The organism is Campylobacter concisus (assembly GCF_015230035.1).
GTDB classification, from domain to species: Bacteria; Campylobacterota; Campylobacteria; order Campylobacterales; family Campylobacteraceae; genus Campylobacter_A; species Campylobacter_A concisus_BK.
Genome location: NZ_JAAKZD010000005.1, coordinates 151,639 through 169,851 on the forward strand (window position 1 = coordinate 151,639; position 18,213 = coordinate 169,851).

General features: G+C 38.0%; 15 protein-coding genes and 1 pseudogene. 10 read left to right on the forward strand and 6 right to left on the reverse strand.

Annotated features, from left to right (window positions below; translation table 11 throughout):
* Positions 1-38 precede the first annotated feature (38 nt).
* From G6W41_RS04905 to G6W41_RS04925, 5 genes are all read right to left on the reverse strand, one after another.
* The gene (locus G6W41_RS04905) at positions 39-1,742 is read right to left on the reverse strand and encodes a LeoA/HP0731 family dynamin-like GTPase (protein ID WP_194170797.1); all 1,704 of its coding nucleotides are present in this window, start codon (positions 1,740-1,742) and stop codon (positions 39-41) included.
* Positions 1,735-3,750, reverse strand: a complete 2,016-nt coding sequence (locus tag G6W41_RS10130; protein WP_242039909.1) for a hypothetical protein — start codon at positions 3,748-3,750, stop codon at positions 1,735-1,737. Before G6W41_RS10130 ends, G6W41_RS04905 begins: the two co-directional genes overlap by 8 nt.
* A gap of 66 nt (positions 3,751-3,816) precedes the next feature.
* Complete coding sequence (locus tag G6W41_RS04915; protein WP_021092113.1) at positions 3,817-4,284, reverse strand: hypothetical protein; 468 nt, start codon at positions 4,282-4,284, stop codon at positions 3,817-3,819.
* An 11-nt stretch (positions 4,285-4,295) separates the two neighbouring features.
* Entirely contained in the window at positions 4,296-4,730 is a 435-nt protein-coding gene (locus G6W41_RS04920; protein WP_194170798.1) for a molybdopterin synthase catalytic subunit, read from the reverse strand.
* A gap of 1 nt (position 4,731) precedes the next feature.
* Positions 4,732-4,953 carry a MoaD/ThiS family protein gene (locus G6W41_RS04925; RefSeq protein WP_002941462.1) on the reverse strand — a complete coding sequence of 74 codons (222 nt, stop codon included), beginning with the start codon at positions 4,951-4,953 and terminating at the stop codon, positions 4,732-4,734.
* Positions 4,954-5,037: 84 nt separating this feature from the next.
* Here G6W41_RS04925 and nspC point away from each other — a divergent pair, with 84 nt between their 5' ends.
* Positions 5,038-6,177 carry a carboxynorspermidine decarboxylase gene (gene nspC / locus G6W41_RS04930; RefSeq protein ID WP_194170799.1) on the forward strand — a complete coding sequence of 380 codons (1,140 nt, stop codon included), beginning with the start codon at positions 5,038-5,040 and terminating at the stop codon, positions 6,175-6,177.
* A 296-nt stretch (positions 6,178-6,473) separates the two neighbouring features.
* Here the strand turns inward: nspC and G6W41_RS04935 are convergent, their stop codons facing one another.
* Complete coding sequence (locus G6W41_RS04935) at positions 6,474-7,070, reverse strand: DJ-1/PfpI family protein (RefSeq protein ID WP_194170800.1); 597 nt, start codon at positions 7,068-7,070, stop codon at positions 6,474-6,476.
* 234 nt (positions 7,071-7,304) lie between these two features.
* Here G6W41_RS04935 and G6W41_RS04940 point away from each other — a divergent pair, with 234 nt between their 5' ends.
* The 9 genes and pseudogenes from G6W41_RS04940 (at position 7,305) to G6W41_RS04980 (ending at position 18,008) form a co-directional block, all read left to right on the forward strand.
* Complete coding sequence (locus tag G6W41_RS04940) at positions 7,305-8,252, forward strand: formate dehydrogenase subunit gamma (RefSeq protein WP_194170801.1); 948 nt, start codon at positions 7,305-7,307, stop codon at positions 8,250-8,252.
* A 146-nt stretch (positions 8,253-8,398) separates the two neighbouring features.
* Positions 8,399-9,001, forward strand: coding sequence for a sulfurtransferase-like selenium metabolism protein YedF (gene yedF / locus G6W41_RS04945; protein WP_012140414.1), 603 nt, complete (start codon positions 8,399-8,401; stop codon positions 8,999-9,001).
* Complete coding sequence (gene selD / locus G6W41_RS04950; protein WP_188117399.1) at positions 8,998-10,020, forward strand: selenide, water dikinase SelD; 1,023 nt, start codon at positions 8,998-9,000, stop codon at positions 10,018-10,020. Before yedF ends, selD begins: the two co-directional genes overlap by 4 nt.
* Positions 10,021-10,127: 107 nt before the next feature.
* Positions 10,128-10,747 (forward strand): annotated as a pseudogene (locus tag G6W41_RS04955) (NAD(P)H-dependent oxidoreductase).
* A gap of 120 nt (positions 10,748-10,867) precedes the next feature.
* The gene (locus tag G6W41_RS04960) at positions 10,868-14,920 is read left to right on the forward strand and encodes a diguanylate cyclase domain-containing protein (protein ID WP_242039910.1); all 4,053 of its coding nucleotides are present in this window, start codon (positions 10,868-10,870) and stop codon (positions 14,918-14,920) included.
* Positions 14,913-15,773 (forward strand): ATP phosphoribosyltransferase regulatory subunit, encoded by an 861-nt coding sequence (locus G6W41_RS04965; protein WP_103617229.1) that lies wholly within the window; start codon positions 14,913-14,915, stop codon positions 15,771-15,773. Before G6W41_RS04960 ends, G6W41_RS04965 begins: the two co-directional genes overlap by 8 nt.
* Positions 15,774-15,775: 2 nt before the next feature.
* The gene (locus G6W41_RS04970; RefSeq protein ID WP_149701411.1) at positions 15,776-17,026 is read left to right on the forward strand and encodes an adenylosuccinate synthase; all 1,251 of its coding nucleotides are present in this window, start codon (positions 15,776-15,778) and stop codon (positions 17,024-17,026) included.
* Positions 17,023-17,445, forward strand: a complete 423-nt coding sequence (locus tag G6W41_RS04975) for a flagellar export protein FliJ (RefSeq protein WP_021086090.1) — start codon at positions 17,023-17,025, stop codon at positions 17,443-17,445. Before G6W41_RS04970 ends, G6W41_RS04975 begins: the two co-directional genes overlap by 4 nt.
* On the forward strand, positions 17,445-18,008 hold the full coding sequence (locus tag G6W41_RS04980) for a MotE family protein (protein ID WP_194170803.1): 564 nt from the start codon (positions 17,445-17,447) through the stop codon (positions 18,006-18,008). The genes G6W41_RS04975 and G6W41_RS04980 overlap by 1 nt, the downstream gene beginning before the upstream one ends.
* The last annotated feature ends 205 nt before the right edge of the window (positions 18,009-18,213 follow it).

Here is an 18,213-nt window from a genome sequence, read left to right on the forward strand (position 1 = left end):
AAAGCGACACGAAATTTTCAAATATAAATTAAAGATATTTATTTTATCACTTCAAACTCAGCATCAATAGTCTCGCCCACGTCAAGCCATTTTTTAAAATTAGCCTGTGTCTCTTTCATGGTCTCTATATCTTTTTCTATCTCTTTTAAATTTGAAACAAGCTTTATATAGTCGGGAAAAAAAATATCAATAAAATTATCGCCGTTAATTAGATCCAATATCTCTTTTCTCTGTTTTTCGAAGCTATCCACCATATCACTAATAGCAGTCCTAAATTTACTTTCTCGTTCTTGTTTTTGAATGCTATCCCAAATTTCCATTCCAAGACCAATAAAAGAAAGTAATACATTTGCTCCAGCCGCAAATTTAGTTGCACCCCATGGTTTAAATTTCAAAATTTTAGACAAATCAACACCTATAAATTTTGCAGCGCTAACTATGCCATCTCGCGCTATCTTTACGTTGGTTGCGTTTATAATGCCTGAGCTTTTTAAATACTTTACCCCCTGACTACCGTAACTAAGCAAGGCAGAGTTAAAATTATCCACTTCAGCCTGAAAATTTACTTCAAGCCTACTTATGGCGTGATTAACCGAGTTTGTAAGCTTGTCAAATTCATTTTGTATGCGAGTATTCATATTTATACCTTCACTACCTATCTCGCGCTGAAAAAAATCATTAAAACTATCAATGCTAGTTCCCTGAACCTGCAAAATAATGTCACTAAAATATCCAGTTACAAATTCCCTTAATTCAACTCTTATTTTTGAAATTTTATTTGAGAGTGGCATTAACTCTTTACTTATTCTTTCCCTTGTATCGTTTAGAGAGTTTATATTTTTAGCTATTTCATGCTGTATTCCTCTTGCTACTGGAAGTTGTTTGTTTATAACATCCGCTATCACACTTTTTTTGCTTTCATTTACTATATTTACTATGCCGCCGTTGGTTTTTATCTTTGTGCTTGTAGCTTCTTGCAAATTTGATATATGCGACAACTTTTTAAACTCAGCTAAATTTTTTATCCAGTATTCTATGCCATTATCAAATGGATTTGCCGATACAGCTACGATAGATAGCCCATTTATTTCGCTTTGCGTTAGTTTTATTAGTTCACATAAGCGCTCGGTTACATTTTGTTTTTTGATATTAAATTCACTTTTATAGGCTGTGTCATCCTCTATGTCGGCCACTTCATCAAATTTACTAAGTACAAATATCGTCCTAGGTAGCAAATTTAATTCTCTAAAAAGCCAGTTTATGTCGCTTTCGTGGCTTTGTTTTATAGGATTTACCGGATTTAGCACGTATAATACTAGATGTGCTTCGCTTACGTATTTTTTGGTTATATCTTTATATTTTTGTATCGTATGTGCTTCGTCACTAAATTTTTCTTTAAACCCAAACAATCCCGGAGTATCTACAAGCTCGATTTCATCATCTACGTTATATATTTTGACTTCATCAGATGACTCCTCGTGGCTTATTTTCATAGATGCCTTATCTAATTTTTCAAGCCAAGCGGCAGCTATTGACGTTTTACCTTCGCTAAAGCCGCCTACAAGTGCTATTTTTAGCTTCCCGTCCTGCACGTTTTCCAGCGCATTTGCGAGTTTTGTTTTTATGCTTTTGTCTATGCTTATGCCGTATTCCTCGCCTTCCATTACAAACTCTTGCAACCTTGTTAAAATTTGCATCGCTTTGTCTTGTTGACTTTTAAATTCTGCCAAGGTACTATTCATCTTTTCCTCCTAAATTTTTGATATTTTTAAATATATTTTTTAATCTTTCTATATTTTCAATAAAAAGCTCTTCAGTACTTTGAGCACTTTGTACGAAAAGATATAAATTTGTCGTTATCTCATCAAGTCCCACCCTGATCTCTTCTAAATTTTTATCAAGACTTGGAGCGATATTATTTTTTATACGATTTGCCACATTGCATATATTGCCATCAGCTTTTTGCCTTTGCTGTGATTTTTTGTAATCACTATCAAACCATCCCCAAACTGACTTTAAAAAGCTTACTATTACAGTAACTACACCAACTCCAAAAGCTGCCCAACCCAAAGGATTCCAGGCATTTGTAAGAGTAAAAGTCATTATAAGACCACCTGCTCCTACCGCGCTCCCTAGCAATCCCATTTTATCCACACCGCTTTTAATATCGATGTTTATATTAAATGAGCCAATATTTACGCTTTGTAACTCATTCATGGTTTCATTTGCTTTTCTAGCAAAATTACTTAAATCTTGCTGCACCATTGACTCAAATTCATTAAAAATATTTTTAACAACATCAGGTAGTTTGTTTTGTAATTTTTGAACGTTTTGATTTAGGATATCTTCTAATTTTTGCTTAAAATCGTCATTACTAACGTCATCATCTATATAATCATAAATAGAACTTCTAGTCTCTCTTCTAAATTTTTCTATTTCTTTGTCTACGGCAATATTGGCATCATTTTTAAGTGATAAAAAAGCCGTATTTATATTATTTTTAGCATCTTGATATTCTCTAGTTAGCTCTTCCTTTAGAGGTAAGATATTGTTACATAAAATATCCTTTAAGATATCAATTAGCTTTTTTAGTACACCATTTGCTTTATAAAAATTTGATCTTTTTATCTTTTTTTGAGCATTATCCGCCAGCTCATTTTTTAAAAACAACCCAAATTCATCAAGGTTAGAGCGCTTAATAAGCTCATTTTTATCAAATTTTTCTAAAAATTTAGCTCTGTCTTGAGCAGCTTTAAAACCATCAAGCAAGCACTCAGCTACACCAAGAAACGCTATTTTTGCAGATACAATTTTGTGCGAAACATAACTATCTTGAATGATTTCTTGCATTTTTTCGTCTACTACTAAAAGTGATTTTTGCTCGCTTTCACTTAATAAATTTTCTTTTAGCTGTTGATGCGAGTTAATACGCTTATTAAACAAAACATAAACCTCACTTTGATCATTTAAGTGTTCTTTTATTTTCTCAAGCGTTCCTTTTTTATTGTTATCCCCTTTTTGTGGAGGAGTAACCGAACTAGTAACATAAAATATAGTATGTGCCCTTTTAACTGACGTTAATATTTCGTCTATTACTTTTTCTTCACTACCCTCAATACCAGGCAAATCAACTAATATAAAATCGTCAAATTCATAACTAGTTGCTTTTCTTGTAAAATCAGGTCTTCCGTCACCAATTATCGAGCCGTCAGCCAAATTTATCATCTCACATATTTCTGTGTTTAAGAATTTCCTTTTAAAATTTATTGTAAATAATTTCAGGTGGTTAGCCAGTGTATTAATTAGTGTTTTTCCATTTTGCTCGTTTTGCAGCAAAATAGCTAATTCTTGGTTATCAAGCTTATCCTTATATTCTTTAATTTGTATTATTTTTTCTATTGGAATATTATTAAATTTTTGTCTTAAACTATTAAATTTAAATATATCTTTAGACTTAGTAGACTCCCCAAGATATATACGTAACGCTTCTATTAAAGTCGATTTACCAGCATTTGTTTCTCCATAAAATGCAATAACCAGTTTATTCCACTCACTATTTTTCTTTAGCTCTGCTACTGCACTATCAAAAACTTGTTGTTTAAAACTTAAAATTATATTTTTTACCTGCTCTTTTGAGTTTTGCACAGATTCATTTCCGTCTTTTTTATCAATCTCCAATATAATTTCGCTAATAGTACTATCTATAAAATCATAAATTTGATTTGGTTCTTGAGGAATATATTTATTCATATTTTTTCCTTAAAATACTTTAATTTTATCAAAAACGATTTAGCATAAAACTATAATAATAAATTTTTACGCCCTATCCTTAAATTTAGCCAGCCTATCTCGAAGCTCTTTTGAAAGTGTAAATTGCGAGAGCTCATATCTATCAAAAATAACGATCATATCATCGCCAAGCGCTTGCACTAAGCCAAAACACGCATCTCTATCGAGGCGATTTTTTCTAAATTTAACACTTAGCGCATCGACTTTTTTCTTATCGCCAAAGCTTTTAATGGCGATCTCATCGATATCTTTGAAGAAAAATTTGATATGTTTTGAGCCTTTTTTTATGACAAATCCATCATCATCTATCTCAAAAAAGTTGTTTTGCAAGATCTTTCTAACGCAAAAAAAGGTTGAAATGGCGCCAACGATGACACCAAAAAGAGATGGTGTGCCAAGATCAAGATAAAAGTAGCTAGCGACGCTAAAGACAAAGAGCCCAAGCCCAAAGGCTAGTGCCCAAAAAACATCTTTTTTACTCTCTTTGGTTATCATTTTTGCCCTTTTTATGCCAAAAGTCCGGCGCCATTTATCGCTTGGCTGCGCTCTTTGGCGTAAATTCTCTCGCCATTTATCACGTCATATTTCCAGATCGGCGCATTTGCCTTAAAGTCCTCGACAAACTCGTTTATAAGCCTTAGCGCGACCTTTCTTTGAGGGCTCACTACACCTGCTACATAAGAGCTCGTATGCACCGGCACATCGCCTTTTGAGTGAGCAAAGAGCACGTAGGCATTTTCTTTTTTGGCTCGCTCCTGCCAAGCATCTAGCCATTTTTTAAGGATCGGCTCATAGATATCAAAGCTAAGTGCCGAAATCCCGCCCTCTTCTCTTACTATGCCTACAAAAGTGATGAGCGCACCGCAGTTTTTATCTTTAAATTTATCATACCACTCGTTTGTGATGCCTTGAACGTCCAAGCTTCCATTATAAATTTGCATCTTAGCCTCCACAAACTGGCGGCAATATAGAAATTTTATCGCCTGATTTAAGAGCGAAATTTATATCGCTTACGATCTCGTCATTTACAGCCACTGCGCAGATATTTAGCCACTTTTTAAGCTCTTCTTTCTCGCTTAAAGCCGCTTTTACCTCGCCTAAATTTTTTGCTTCTACTTTTATACTCTCAAGCCCGATAGGCCCAAGAAATTCGATCTCTACCACATTTTATCCTTTGAAATTTTTGCTGATTTTACTTAAAAATAAATTTAGATATACTTATTTGAAAATTTGCAAAAGAGATAGAAAATGAACGAAATTTTAAAAAGCATAAAAACCCCAGCCTACGTCTGCGAAGAGGCCAAAGTACGTAAAAATTTGGAGCTTTTAAAGTATGTAAAAGAGCAAAGCGGAGCTAAAATTTTAGTAGCTCTTAAGGGTTTTGCATTTAGCGGAGTGATGGATATGGTGGGCTCATATCTTGACGGAGCGACTTGTAGCGGGCTTCACGAGGCTAAATTTGCAAGCGAATACGTAAAAGGCGAGATCCACACGTATAGCCCAGCCTTTAAAGATGAGGACTTTGATGAAATTTTAAAAATTTCAAAGCACATCACATTTAACTCTTTTGCGCAGTGGCAAAAATTTAAAGACATTGCCCTTCAAAACGGCATCATCTGCGGCCTAAGGGTCAATCCAGAGGTTTCGCTCGCCCCAACTGATAGCTACAATCCATGCGGTAAATTTAGCAGGCTTGGCATCACAAGGGCAAATTTTAAGCCAGAGCTTCTTGATGGCATCACTGGGCTTCATTTCCACGCGCTTTGCGAGGAGAGTGCTAGCAGCTTGCAGGTCGTGCTGGAGGCATTTGAAGAGAAATTTGGTGAGTTTATACCAAAGATGAAGTGGATAAATATGGGCGGCGGTCACCACATCACGAGGGCTGATTACGACGTGGAGCTGCTTATAAAGATAATTAGGCGTTTTCGCGAAAAATACGGCGTAGAGGTCTATCTGGAGCCAGGCGAGGCTGTGGGCTGGCAAACTGGCTTTTTGATAAGCAGCGTGCTTGACATCGTGCACAACGAGAAAGATATCGCCATCCTTGACACCTCAGCTGAGGCGCACATGCCAGATACTGTGCTCATGCCTTACCGCCCAGCCGTTAGAGGCGAGAGTGAAAATGGCAAATTTGCTTATAGATTTGGCGGCAATACCTGCCTAGCTGGCGATATAGTGGGGCTTGAAGCGGGCGATGCGGAGTATAAATTTGATAGCGAGCTAAAAATCGGCGACCGCGTCATCTTTGAAGATCAAATTCACTACACCATCGTGAAAAATACGACATTTAACGGTATAAAACTGCCTGATCTTCTTCTTTTAAAAGAAAATGGCGAGATAAAGATGATCCGTGAATTTGGATACGAAGAGTATAGGCGCAGAAACTAGGCTTAGTTTTTGAAGGTAAATTTGACTTTTTTAAATTTAGGTCAAATTTATCTGGCTTGCAAATTTTGCCAAAATGGCTTTAAACTGCTTAAATTTAAAAATTTATCTTGAAGCTATTTTCGTTTTCAAAATTTAAATTCTCTAAATTTGAGAAACTTAAAACCAGACTGCGAACCGATTAATTTATTATCTATAAAATTTAGCTCAATACCTTTGCTAGAGCTATTTTGACTTGCTATCCTTATTAAATTTAGCAAATTTCTGACTTTATCTAAAAGTCACAAGCTATTTTAAATTTAATACCCATAAATTTTGGCAAATTTATCTATTTTGGAGCTTTTTTGCCAGTTGTATTCGGTCTCGTTTGCGATTTTTTGGGCTAGCTCCTTGCCAAAATGATCACTGATAAAGCCAAGCGCCATATCCATGCCAGCAGCCACGCCTGAGGCTGTGTAAAATTTACCTGCCCTCACCCACCTAGCGCACTCTTGCCACTTTACAGCTTCGCCGCAACTTTTTACCCACTCAAGCGATCTTTTATTTGAGGTAGCCTTTAGTCCGTCAAGCTCTCCTGTGCGAGCGATGAGCGCCGAGCCAGTGCATACGCTTAGGCAAAATTGTGAAGCCAAAACGCACTCTTTAAGTCTTGAGATAAACTCACTATCATCTACAAGCGTCCTCGTGCCTTGACCTCCAGGGAGTAGCAAAACGCTCTCATTTGGCATCTTGTTAAGTTTTTTGGTTTTTATAAGAAAGCCCTGCTTGCTTCTTTTCATCCCACCATCAAACGAGACGTAGCTTATCTTCATTTCAGGCACCCTTGCCAAAAACTCCACTGGCCCCATGAGATCAAGCGTCTCGTAGTCATCAAATATAAGGCAAAAAAGATGCATAGTGCGGTCCTTTTTCGGCTAAAATTTGGCTTTATTTTAGCTAAATTTTCAGATCAAAAACGATAAAAATTAACAAAACTTAAATGTTTTTTATAAAATTTTTAGTAATCTTTTTTGCTAAGGTTTGCTTGTGATTAGCTCTGATATAATAGCCGCAAAACGGCATAGCTGTGTGATTTTAGCATATTTAACCAAAGCTTAAATCATTTAAGCTTTAGCAAATAAAGGAATAAAATGACGAGAATTCTTACTCTACTTTTTACATTGTCCGTTGCGGCGATGGCCATTGAGGGACCAACTGGCGTCAATCAATTTGACAGCACCATTTGGGCAGCACAGAGGATAGAAAATATCAAGCCTTATGAGCATGGCTGGGGCCCGATATTTACTTTTATACAAGGCAACGACTACTTCGCGATAGCTGCACTTTCTATCATTTTAGCTGTTATCGGTGCGTTCGTGCTACACTTCTTGATCATCGGACCAAAACACTTTAGTCATGATGGCAAAAAAGTGCTTGCTTTTTCAGTATTTATACGTATAGCTCACGGCTTAGCTGCGATCTCTTGGATCATCTTGGTGCCAACTGGTATCATCATCATGTGGGGTGCAGAGCTAGGTGGTGGCACATTTGTGCGTTTCTGTAGATACTTGCACGATATAGCGACTATTATATTTGCTATTTCTGTGCTACCGATGCTCTTTAGCTGGACAAAAAGAATGCTCCCAGCAGTATACGACATCAGATGGATGATGATAGTTGGTGGTTATCTATCAAAGAAGAAAAGACCAGTCCCAGCTGGTAAATTTAATGCAGGACAAAAAGCATGGTATTGGATCGCTATCCCTGGTGGTATAGTGATGATCATCACTGGTGCTATCATGTACTTCATGGATTTTAAAGAGCCGGCAGTTGCTAGTTGGTTTGGTATCTCTCAAATCGATCTTTTAAGATATAGCGTAGTTATCCACAACTGCCTTGGCATCGTCTGTGCGGTATTTTTCCTAGTTCATATCTATATGGCTGCGATCGCTATACATGGCGCTATCTGGTCAATGGTCACTGGATACAAAGAAGAAGAAGAGGTCTATGTGCTTCACCACTACTGGTATCAAGAGCTTGTTAAAGAAAACAAGATCCCAGTATCTGACTACGAAAAATCTTACACAAATTTAAAATAACTAGCATTGACCTTGCGGCTTACGCATGGTCAAACTCTCTTTTATAGCAAATTTCACAGCACAAATCCTTTTAAAAAATTAATATTTTTTAGCTATAATCCAAAATCAGTTTCAAGGTTTGAAATACTAATCACAAAGGAAAAACAATGACAAGAACAATTGATTGTAGAAATTTAGAGTGTCCAAAACCAGTCATCATGACTAAAAACGCACTTGAGGGTTTAAATGAGGGAGAGAGCTTAGAGATCATCGTAAATGCTTTGGCGCCAAAAGAGAATATCTCGAGATTTTTGAAAAATCAAAATATAGAATTTAGCCTAGAAAGCAACGGCAATGAGACTAAAATTTTAGCCATCAAGGGCAAAAGCGCACTTGAGCTTACAAATTTTGATGAATTTGTCTGCGACATAACACCAAAAAATGAAAAGGTGCTCTATCTAAACGAAGAGCGTGCAGGTAGCGGCGAAGTTGGCATAAATTTGCTATCAAAATTCCTTGGCGCACTTCTTCAAGTAGAGAAAAAACCAAAGATAATCATCTGCGTAAATAACGCCGTTAAGATGACAACAAACCGCTCACATCCAAGCTTTAAGCCGCTTAAAGATCTTGAAGCTGCTGGCGTTCAAATTTTAAGCTGCGGAAGCTGCTTGGAGGCTTATAAACTAGTAAGCGATCTTGCAGTTGGCGAAATTTCAAACGCTTATGAGATCATCGACATACTCTCAACTCACGAGCAAATCAAACTATGATCTATCACGACAAAAAGCTTACGCAGTTCGTTAAAGCCGCTGGTTGAGCTGCTAAGCTTGACCCGTCGGGTCTTCACAAAACGATTAGTAGTTTAAATTTATCTCATCCAAACCTGCTCTCAAGCATCGGCTCAAACGAAGATGCGAGCGTTTTTAAGCTATCAGACGATCTTGCACTAGTTCAGACGCTTGACTTTATCACGCCAGTAGTCAATGACCCATTTATCTACGGTCAGATCGCTGCTGCAAACAGCCTAAGTGACGTCTTTGCAATGGGTGGCGAGGTGATAAACGCCCTAAACATCGTGGGCTTTGATAGCTGCAACCTTGCACCTGAAATTTTAGGCGAAATTTTGCAAGGTGGAGCCGATAAAGTAAGAGAGTGTGGCGGCGTCATCGTTGGCGGACACACGATAGAGACGCAGCAGATGTATTATGGACTAAGCGCGACTGGCAAGGTAGATCCTAAAAATTTCTGGGCAAACAACACAGCAGAAGTTGGTAACGTTTTGATCCTCACAAAGCCTCTTGGCAGCGGCATCTTAAGCACAGCGATCAAAGCTGATCTACTAAGCATGGAGCAAATAAGTGAGGTCGCTGGCATCATGGCTCAGCTAAATTTCTACGCTCTAAAAGCACTAAGTGGCATCAAGGTTTATGCGGCAACCGATGTGACTGGATTTGGATTTTTAGGGCATTTAAGCGAGATGTTAAACGACAAGATCAGCTTTAACGTCTTTGAAAAAGATGTACCAGTGATCGCAAGTGCGAAAGAATTTGCCGATATGGGCATCATCCCAGAGGGAAGCTATAAAAACCGCGAATTCGCAAAGCATTTTGTGAGCAAAGAGGCTGATATCGTGCTTTTTGACGCGCAAACTTCTGGCGGACTTTTGCTAGCTGTTAGCGAGAACGATGCGAGCTTAGCTCTAAAGCGCCTAAAAGAGGTTGGCTATGAGCGCTCAGCCATCATCGCAGAGGCGATACAAAAAGGCGAGTTTGATATATTTTTAAACTAACTATAGGCTAAATTTAGCCTATTTTAAGGCCAGCTAAAGTCTGGCTAAATTTCTTTTAATTTACCTAGTCGCTTTATAATGTCAAGAAATTTAATAAAGGAGATATGATGAACTATCTTGAAATTTTAAAATTTCGTCACGCTTGCAAAATTTTTGACGAGAACAAAAAGATAGGCGCTGGCGAATTTGACTTTATCCTAGAGGCTGGCAGACTAAGCCCAAGCTCGACTGGGCTTGAGCAGTGGGACTTTTTGGTTGTGCAAAACAAGGAGCTTAGAGAGAAGATAAAAGCCGTTTCTTGGAATCAAGTGCAGATCACCTCTTGCTCGCATTTGGTTGTCATCTTAGCAAAGATCAAAGAGGTAAAAGTTGGCAGCAGCTATATCGATAAAATGATCGCTAGAAGAGCCGACAAAAATATTGAAGCTACCGCTGCAAGGCAGAAATTCTTTTTACTATCAAATTTTAAAAACGACGATGAGCTAACATTTCAGTGGTCACACGAGCAATGCATGATAGCTGCGACAAATATGATGAACGCAGCCGCGAGCCTTGGGATTGACAGCTGCCCGATGGAAGGCTTTGATAGGCACGCTTTAATGAAATTTTAGGTCTTGATGAGAGCGAAAAAAGAGTGGCTATCGTAGTGCCATTTGGCTACCGCCTAAACCCACAACCAGAAAAACTACGCAGACAAAGAGCTGAAGTAGTTACTTGGATCTACTAACTCACGGGGCTAAACGCCCTGTGATCTCTTTAAATTTAAACAAAAAGGCATTTTATAAGCTAAAAAAAGTAAATTTGCGTTAAAATCATGGCTAGTTTTAAAAAGCGAGGCTTAAATTTAATGCAAAAAAATAGCGCTAAACCTGTTTTGCAGATTTTTAAGAGGTTCTATGTAAAGATAGCACTACTTCTTTTTGCCTTCATCTTTCTTGCACTTTTTGTCATATTTGCTGGCATAAACGATATAAAATATGAAATTTCAACGCTAAATTTAATCACTAGAAACAATATCGTCAATACATTTGTAGAGGTAAAAGACAATATCACCACAAAGGCAAGACTCATAGCAAACGGCGTAGAGCCATTTTATGAAGATACTGTTGTAAGTAAATTCTACGCCGCTTTTTACGTGATAGCAAAAGATAACTCCTTGCTTTATGAGCGTAAATTTGAGGGCGCTTTTGAGTTACACAACTACGATATCTCGTGGTTTTCAGATATAAAAGCAGGCGAGTTTAGGCTCTCTGATAGATTTTATAAAAATAGACGCTTTAAAGATATCTACATAGCTTACGGGCTAAAAAATGGCAATAAAATTCTCGTTCAGCTAAATCAAAATCTTTTAAAAAACAAGGTCGATACAGGCTACAATAAAAACCTTGCCGCATACGTCTTTTTGGTCGATAAAGATGGCAACCTCTCAAGAGATGAGTTTTATAGAAAATTTATAAAAGAGGACTTTAACAAATACATCTCACAAGGTGGCGAGTTTAAAGCTGACAAGATAATTTTTATACTAAAGGATATGAATTTTTACAAGATCAGCTACCTAGAGGAGCAAAAGCTATTTGTCATAACAGGCTCTAGTAGGCAGGCACAGATCTTTATCCAGCTAGTTCTAGTCGTGCTTTCGTTTTTCTGCTTTGTAGCATTTAGCATACTTTGGCTACGTGATAACTCATATATAAAAGATAAAATTCTCTCTCCATTTACTAGGATCACTCTTTTTGCGGCAGATAAAAGTAAGCCAACTGATGAAGAATTTGACATAAAAGAATTTACATCGCTAAACAACAGCATCAAAAAACTCTACGAAGATAGAGATAAAGCTTACGAGACAGCACAAAGCTACGAGAGTAGATTTGGCTATGTATTTGAAAAGAGCTTTTTAAAGATCGTGGTCCTTGACGCTTATACTGGCGTCATCACGGACATTAGCAACGCTCTTTTAGAAAATCTAGGCTACAAAAAAGATGATGTAGCGGATCTAAATATCAAAGAGCTACTTGAAGATGAGTCTAAAAATTTAGCAGAAGATAGAGAAAATGCTATCAATAATGATCTATCTTATGAAGCTAAGCTAAGGCGTAAAAATGGCGAGATAATCGACGTTTTAGCGACCCAAAGTAGCTTTGAGCTAGAAAACACAAGGCTAAATTTCATACTCATAAAAGATATCACTCAAGAAAAGATGACGCAAAGAAATGATGATATCATCAAAAGCTACGTCTTTTTATCACCAAATGTCATCGCCATCGCTTCGGCACAAGAGCCATTTTTGATCATCCAAAGTACAAACAATGTCGAGAGAATTTTTAACGTCCAAAGCCAAGGTCTCATAAATTTAGAAGATATCATCGCAAGCGAGGACTTTGATAGCTTTAAAGCTGCCGTGCTAGCAAGTAAAAAGGCCTTTTTGCAAGCAAGCTTTAAAAATGAAGAGCTAAATTTCATAGCAAATATGACAAACGCTTACGGCAAGAAAATTCCATTTAAGATAAAGGCTAAATTTATCGATGCAGATGAGCAAAAGGTCATCTACTCATTTACCGATCTTAGCGATATGCTAAAGCTTCAAGAGAGATTTGAAAAACAAAGCAAAGAGAGCAAGGCTCTGCTTTGGGCTAGTGAGGCAAATGTCTTTACTTGGGATAAAAGAAGCGACATGCTCAACATCTCAGACGAGCTAAGTAAAATTCTTGGCACGCAAAGCACTCTAAATTTCGAGCAAGCAAAGTCGGTCTTTGTCGATGAGTTTGATAGTTTTTATAGCTTTTTTGAGAGCTTAAGAGATGCTCAAACATACATCAAAGATATCAAGCTTTACAGCATAGATAAAGAAATTCTACACTTTAGACTAAGGGCAAAAGCGCTTGAATACGACGAATTTGGCGAAGTAAGCTTGATAAAAGGCACGTTAAGAGATCTTAGCCTAGAAGATAGCTTCTTTGTCTGCCAAGACCTGCTTGCAAAAATTTTCTCATTTAGCAAAGAAGAGGTCGTCTTGCTTGATGAAGAGATGAGGGTTATTGACGCAAATGACGCATTTTTTGAAAGTGCAGGCGCAAAAGATAGCGTATATCTAAAAGATATCACCTTTATAAAGCAAGGCTTAAGCGATATAAAATACCAGATCATAGAGACCATAAACCAAGGTGGCTCGTGGAGTGGCAAGGTTTGGAGCGAAAATAATAAAAACAAAAGCAAGCTTGAAGTCATAGAAATTTTACCGCTTATCGATGCAAGCGAGAAAAAAACTGGCTATATCATGCTAGCAATGCTTGCAAATAACGAAGCACAAAATGAAAAATATCTAGAATTTATCGCATATCACGATCCGCTCACAAAGCTGCCAAATAGATTTTTACTCTACAACAAGCTAAATTCTCTCATACAAAAAAATGAACAAAAAATAGCCGTCATCTACCTTGATATGGATGATTTTAAGAGCATAAATGACAACTTCGGCCACCAAATAGGCGATAAATTTCTAGTAGCTATCTCTGAAAAGATAGGCGCTATGTTTAATGGCAAAAATATCTTTGCAAGGATAGGCGGAGATGAGTTTGTAGGCGTCATAAACTACGAAAATTTAGGCGAAGTCTATGAGATAGCGCAAAATATGCTAAGGCTAGCTTCAGATGAAGTAAAGATAGACGAGCTAAAACTAAAAGCAAGCGCAAGCATAGGCATAGCCTTGGCCGATAGTGAGCTTGGGGCTGATGATGTGCTACAAAGAGCCGACTGGGCGATGTATCAAGCCAAGATAAGTGGCAAAAACAGAAGCTATACATTTGATGCGAAAAAAGATGTCTATTTTAAGAGCCAATACGAAGATGGCTCAAAAATTTTAAAAGCGCTTGACGCTGGCGAGATGTTTTTAGAATTTCAACCAGAGATCAGCTTTAGCACGGGCGAGACTTTAAGTTTTGAAGCGCTTATTAGATGGAGAAAAGATGGTGAGATCATCTATCCAAGCGACTTTTTACCACTCATAAAAACAAGTAGTGCATCGAGCAATATCGCTTTATTTACGATAAAAGAGGCGCTTTTAGCAAGAAAAATTTGGCTAGAAAATGGCATAAGCGCAAAAGTTCGTGTAAATTTAAGCGTTAAAAAGCTCTTTACGGAGGAGTTTTGGCATAAATTTAAAGCGATATTTGATGAGGATAAAAGCCTTGATCCAACTGGGCTTATCATCGATGTTATCGACGCTGCAACAGCTACAAATTTAGAAATTTTAGAAATTTATGTGAGAAAATATAAAGAGCTTGGCATACACTTCTCGCTTGATGACTTTGCATCATACTCAAGCTCGATCGAAGCTCTTGGTATGCTAAAGACAAACCGCTTTAATATAGATAATAAATTTTGCAAGCATATCTTTAACTCAAAAGAGGCGCTTGAGAGCATAAATATGATAAGGTTTGTGGCTGATAAATTTGGACTAAATGCGACTATAAAAAATATCGATGACAAAAGAACGCTTGAGTTTTTACTTGGTCTTGGTTTTGATAAATTTCAAGGCAACATTTTCTCATTAGCGCTTTTGGCAAAAGATGCTGCTTCGTTTAAATTCGAAAGACCATATCTACACATAAAAGACTATAAAAATAGTGAAAATTTCGAGCTTTTCAAAGGCTTAGTCGTGCTAAAAGAGCTTGCAAATGAAGTGATAGCAAATTTAAATCAAGACGACAAACTAGCACAAAGCTTGAAACAAAAAATAGAAGACGAGATAAAAAATATAGGTAAATTTAATCAAGAAATTTCTATAAATTTAAGCAAACTAGCAAGCAGTAGTGACAGCGGCGAACTCTATAATCTAGCCGTGTCCATCATTAAAGAGTGCGATATAAATTTAGGTTTTAGTAAGGAGATAAGAGTTGAGTGATGTAAATGTTTATGAGCACGAGATCCCAAACGGAAGCAAACTTTACTTTGCAAAAAGTGCGAAGCTAAAGAGAAAAATCGAGCAAAAAGCGAGTGAAATTTTAGAAGATGAAGGTTTTAGCGAGATCGTAACGCCGTTTTTTTCGTATCATCAACATCTAAGCGTAGATGCGACAAACCTTCTGCGCTTTAGCGACAGTCTAAACCACGAGATAAGCTTAAGGGCTGATAGCACGGTTGATACCGTTAGGATCGTGCTTAGAAGGCTTAAAGCAAACGAGCCAAAGAGGTGGTTTTACATCCAGCCAGTCTTTCGCTACCCAAGCCAAGAAATTTATCAAATAGGCGCTGAGCTTATCGGCGAAAACGACATTTTAAAGAGCATAAACATCGTTGCAAAGCTCTTTAGTGAGCTTGAGATCGGCGCTTGTTTGCAGCTTAGCAACATGCAAATCCCAAGGATAATTTGCGAAATTTTAAACTTAGAGATAGAAATTTTTGAAAATTCATGGCTAGAAAAAATTTTAGCCCAAAACGTGCCGTGGCTTAGCAAACTAGCCCTTTTAAAGGACGCTAGCGAGCTTGATGAGATAGTAAATTTAGTCCCTGATAAGCTAAAAGAGGCGCTAAAAAATTTACAAAGCGTAGCCAAATCACTAGAATATAAAAATTTAAGAATAGTTCCGCTATATTACTCAAAAATGAGATATTATGATAGTTTATTTTTTAGATTTTTAAAAGACAACGCCATCTTAGCAAGTGGCGGAAACTATGAAATAGACGATATTTCAAGCAGCGGGTTCGCTGTTTATACTGATGCATTGATAGAAGAAAAAATTAATTTAAGGAAGTAAGAATGAGAAAGGCTGATTTAGTAGTTGGTGTTCAATGGGGTGATGAGGGTAAAGGCAAGATAGTTGATATGCTAGGACTAAACTATGACATGATTTGTCGCTCTCAAGGTGGCCACAACGCTGGTCATACGATTTGGGTCGATGGCGTAAGATACGCACTTCACCTTGTCCCAAGCGGAATTTTGCACAAAAATATCATAAATATCATCGGCAACGGCGTCGTTGTCTCTCCAGAGGTGCTCATCACTGAGATGGCGCAGTTTGACAACTTAGAAGGCAGACTTTATATAAGCGACAAAGCACACTTAAATTTAAGCTACCACAGCCAAGTCGATCAAGCAAAAGAGCGCTTAAAAGGCGAAAAAGCGATCGGAACGACTGGCAAAGGCATCGGACCAACATACGCAGACAAGATAAGCAGAAGCGGCCACAGAGTTGGCGAGCTACTTGAGCCAGAGCGCTTGTGCGATGCTTTGATGCATGATTTTGAAACAAACAAATGCGTATTTGACGCTCTTGGTGTAAAGATACCTGAAGAAAATGAGCTACTTGAAGAGCTAAAAAGATATAAAGAGGTGCTTGCTCCATTTATCGCAAACACTACAAATTTAGTTTGGAAAGCGCTAGATGAAGATAAAAAAGTCCTACTTGAAGGCGCTCAGGGCACACTTTTAGACATCGATCACGGCACATATCCTTATGTAACTAGCTCAAATACCATAAGCGCTGGCGCTTGCACAGGCCTTGGACTAAATCCAAAAGAGATAGGCAAGGTAATAGGTGTCATCAAAGCATATACGACTCGCGTAGGACACGGACCTTTCCCAACTGAAGACAAAGGCACGAGCGGCGATAAGATGTGTGAGATCGGTAAAGAATTTGGTACAACAACAGGCCGCCGCAGACGTTGTGGCTGGTTTGACGCAGTAAGCGTAAAATACGCTTCAAGACTTGATGGCGTCGATACCTATGCGCTTATGAAGCTTGACGTGCTTGATGGCTTTGAAGTGGTAAAAATTTGCAAAGCATATCAATATAACGGCGAAACTATCGACTACGTGCCAACAGATCTTGAAAATGCAACGCCTATCTATGAGGAGCTTGCGGGCTGGGACAGTGTAAAAGGCATCAGCAGATATGAAGACTTGCCGGCAAACGCAAGAGCATATATCGAGCGTATCGAGGAGCTAACTGGCGTGAAGGTCGGCTATATCTCAACAAGCCCTGAGAGAAGCGATACGATCATTAGATGAAAAGTAAATTTACCTCCGTCGTCCGCGTCAAAAAGCAGGAGATGGATAAGGTAGAGGCTAAGCTCGTCGTTGCTAGGCTAAATGTAAGAAATGCTGAAGAAAAAATAGCACTCTTAAGGGCCAAGCTTAATGAGTTTAGCCTGCCAAAAAGTGGCAACATAGGCGAGCTAAGAGAAAATTTAGAGCTCATAAATATAGCAAGAGCCGAGCTAAGCGCGTGCAAAGAGAGCTTAGAGATAGCAAAAAAAGAGGTCTTGCACTACGAGCACAAATATAAAAATGCAAATTTAGAGTATGAAAAGATGAAATATCTAGAAAAAGAAGAATTTAAAAAAGAGATAAAACGCATACAAAAGGCTGAAGCGCTTGCTCTTGATGAGTTTGCGGTTATGAAATTTGCAGCCAAAAGCGAGGCGTAATGAGAGCTGCTTTACTCTTTTTTATGGTCATAAATTTTGCATTTTGCTTTGAAGTGCCGGTTGATTGCACTCAGATCTTTGAAGCTAGAAAAGAGGAAATTTCAAAGGAGCTTGAGATCATCGACGAGCAGCGCCAAGCCCTAGAGGTATTTCGAGCAAGCTCGGCTGCAGCTTATGAAGAGAACAACAAAAAGCTTGCCAAAAAAGAGGCTGATCTGAATGCGACGATGAAAGTGATCGAGCAAAAACGCAAAGAGATCGACGAAGTTGTCGCTAAAAATGAGAAAATTTTAAAAGAACTTCGCACGATGACGACTGATAAAGTCAATGAATCCTATGCCAAAATGAAAGATGGCGCAGCAGCCGAAGTGCTCTCGCAAATGCCTAGATCAAACGCGGCCACCATACTTTACGCCCTTGACGCAAAAAAGATATCAACCATCATGGCTAAGATGGATCCAAAGGTTGCCTCTGAAGTGACTGCGCTACTTCAAAAAGGGCCTCCATTTGTAGATGAAAAAGGCGATATGCCCGCTCCAGCTGGAAGCATAAATATGCAGTAAATCAAATTTAGCGCTAGAGTAAAAAACTAAATTTAACTGATAAATTTAACCTATTTGCTCAGCCGTCTCTTATTTTTACCCCTGCTCTTGTTGGCTTTAGCGTGCAAAAAGATGAGTTTTGGTTTAAAGAGCTTAGTGGCGTTAGTCTAAGTGCGGATGTAGTGATAAATACCAAAAATGAGAGCCATAAATTTAGCGGCGATCT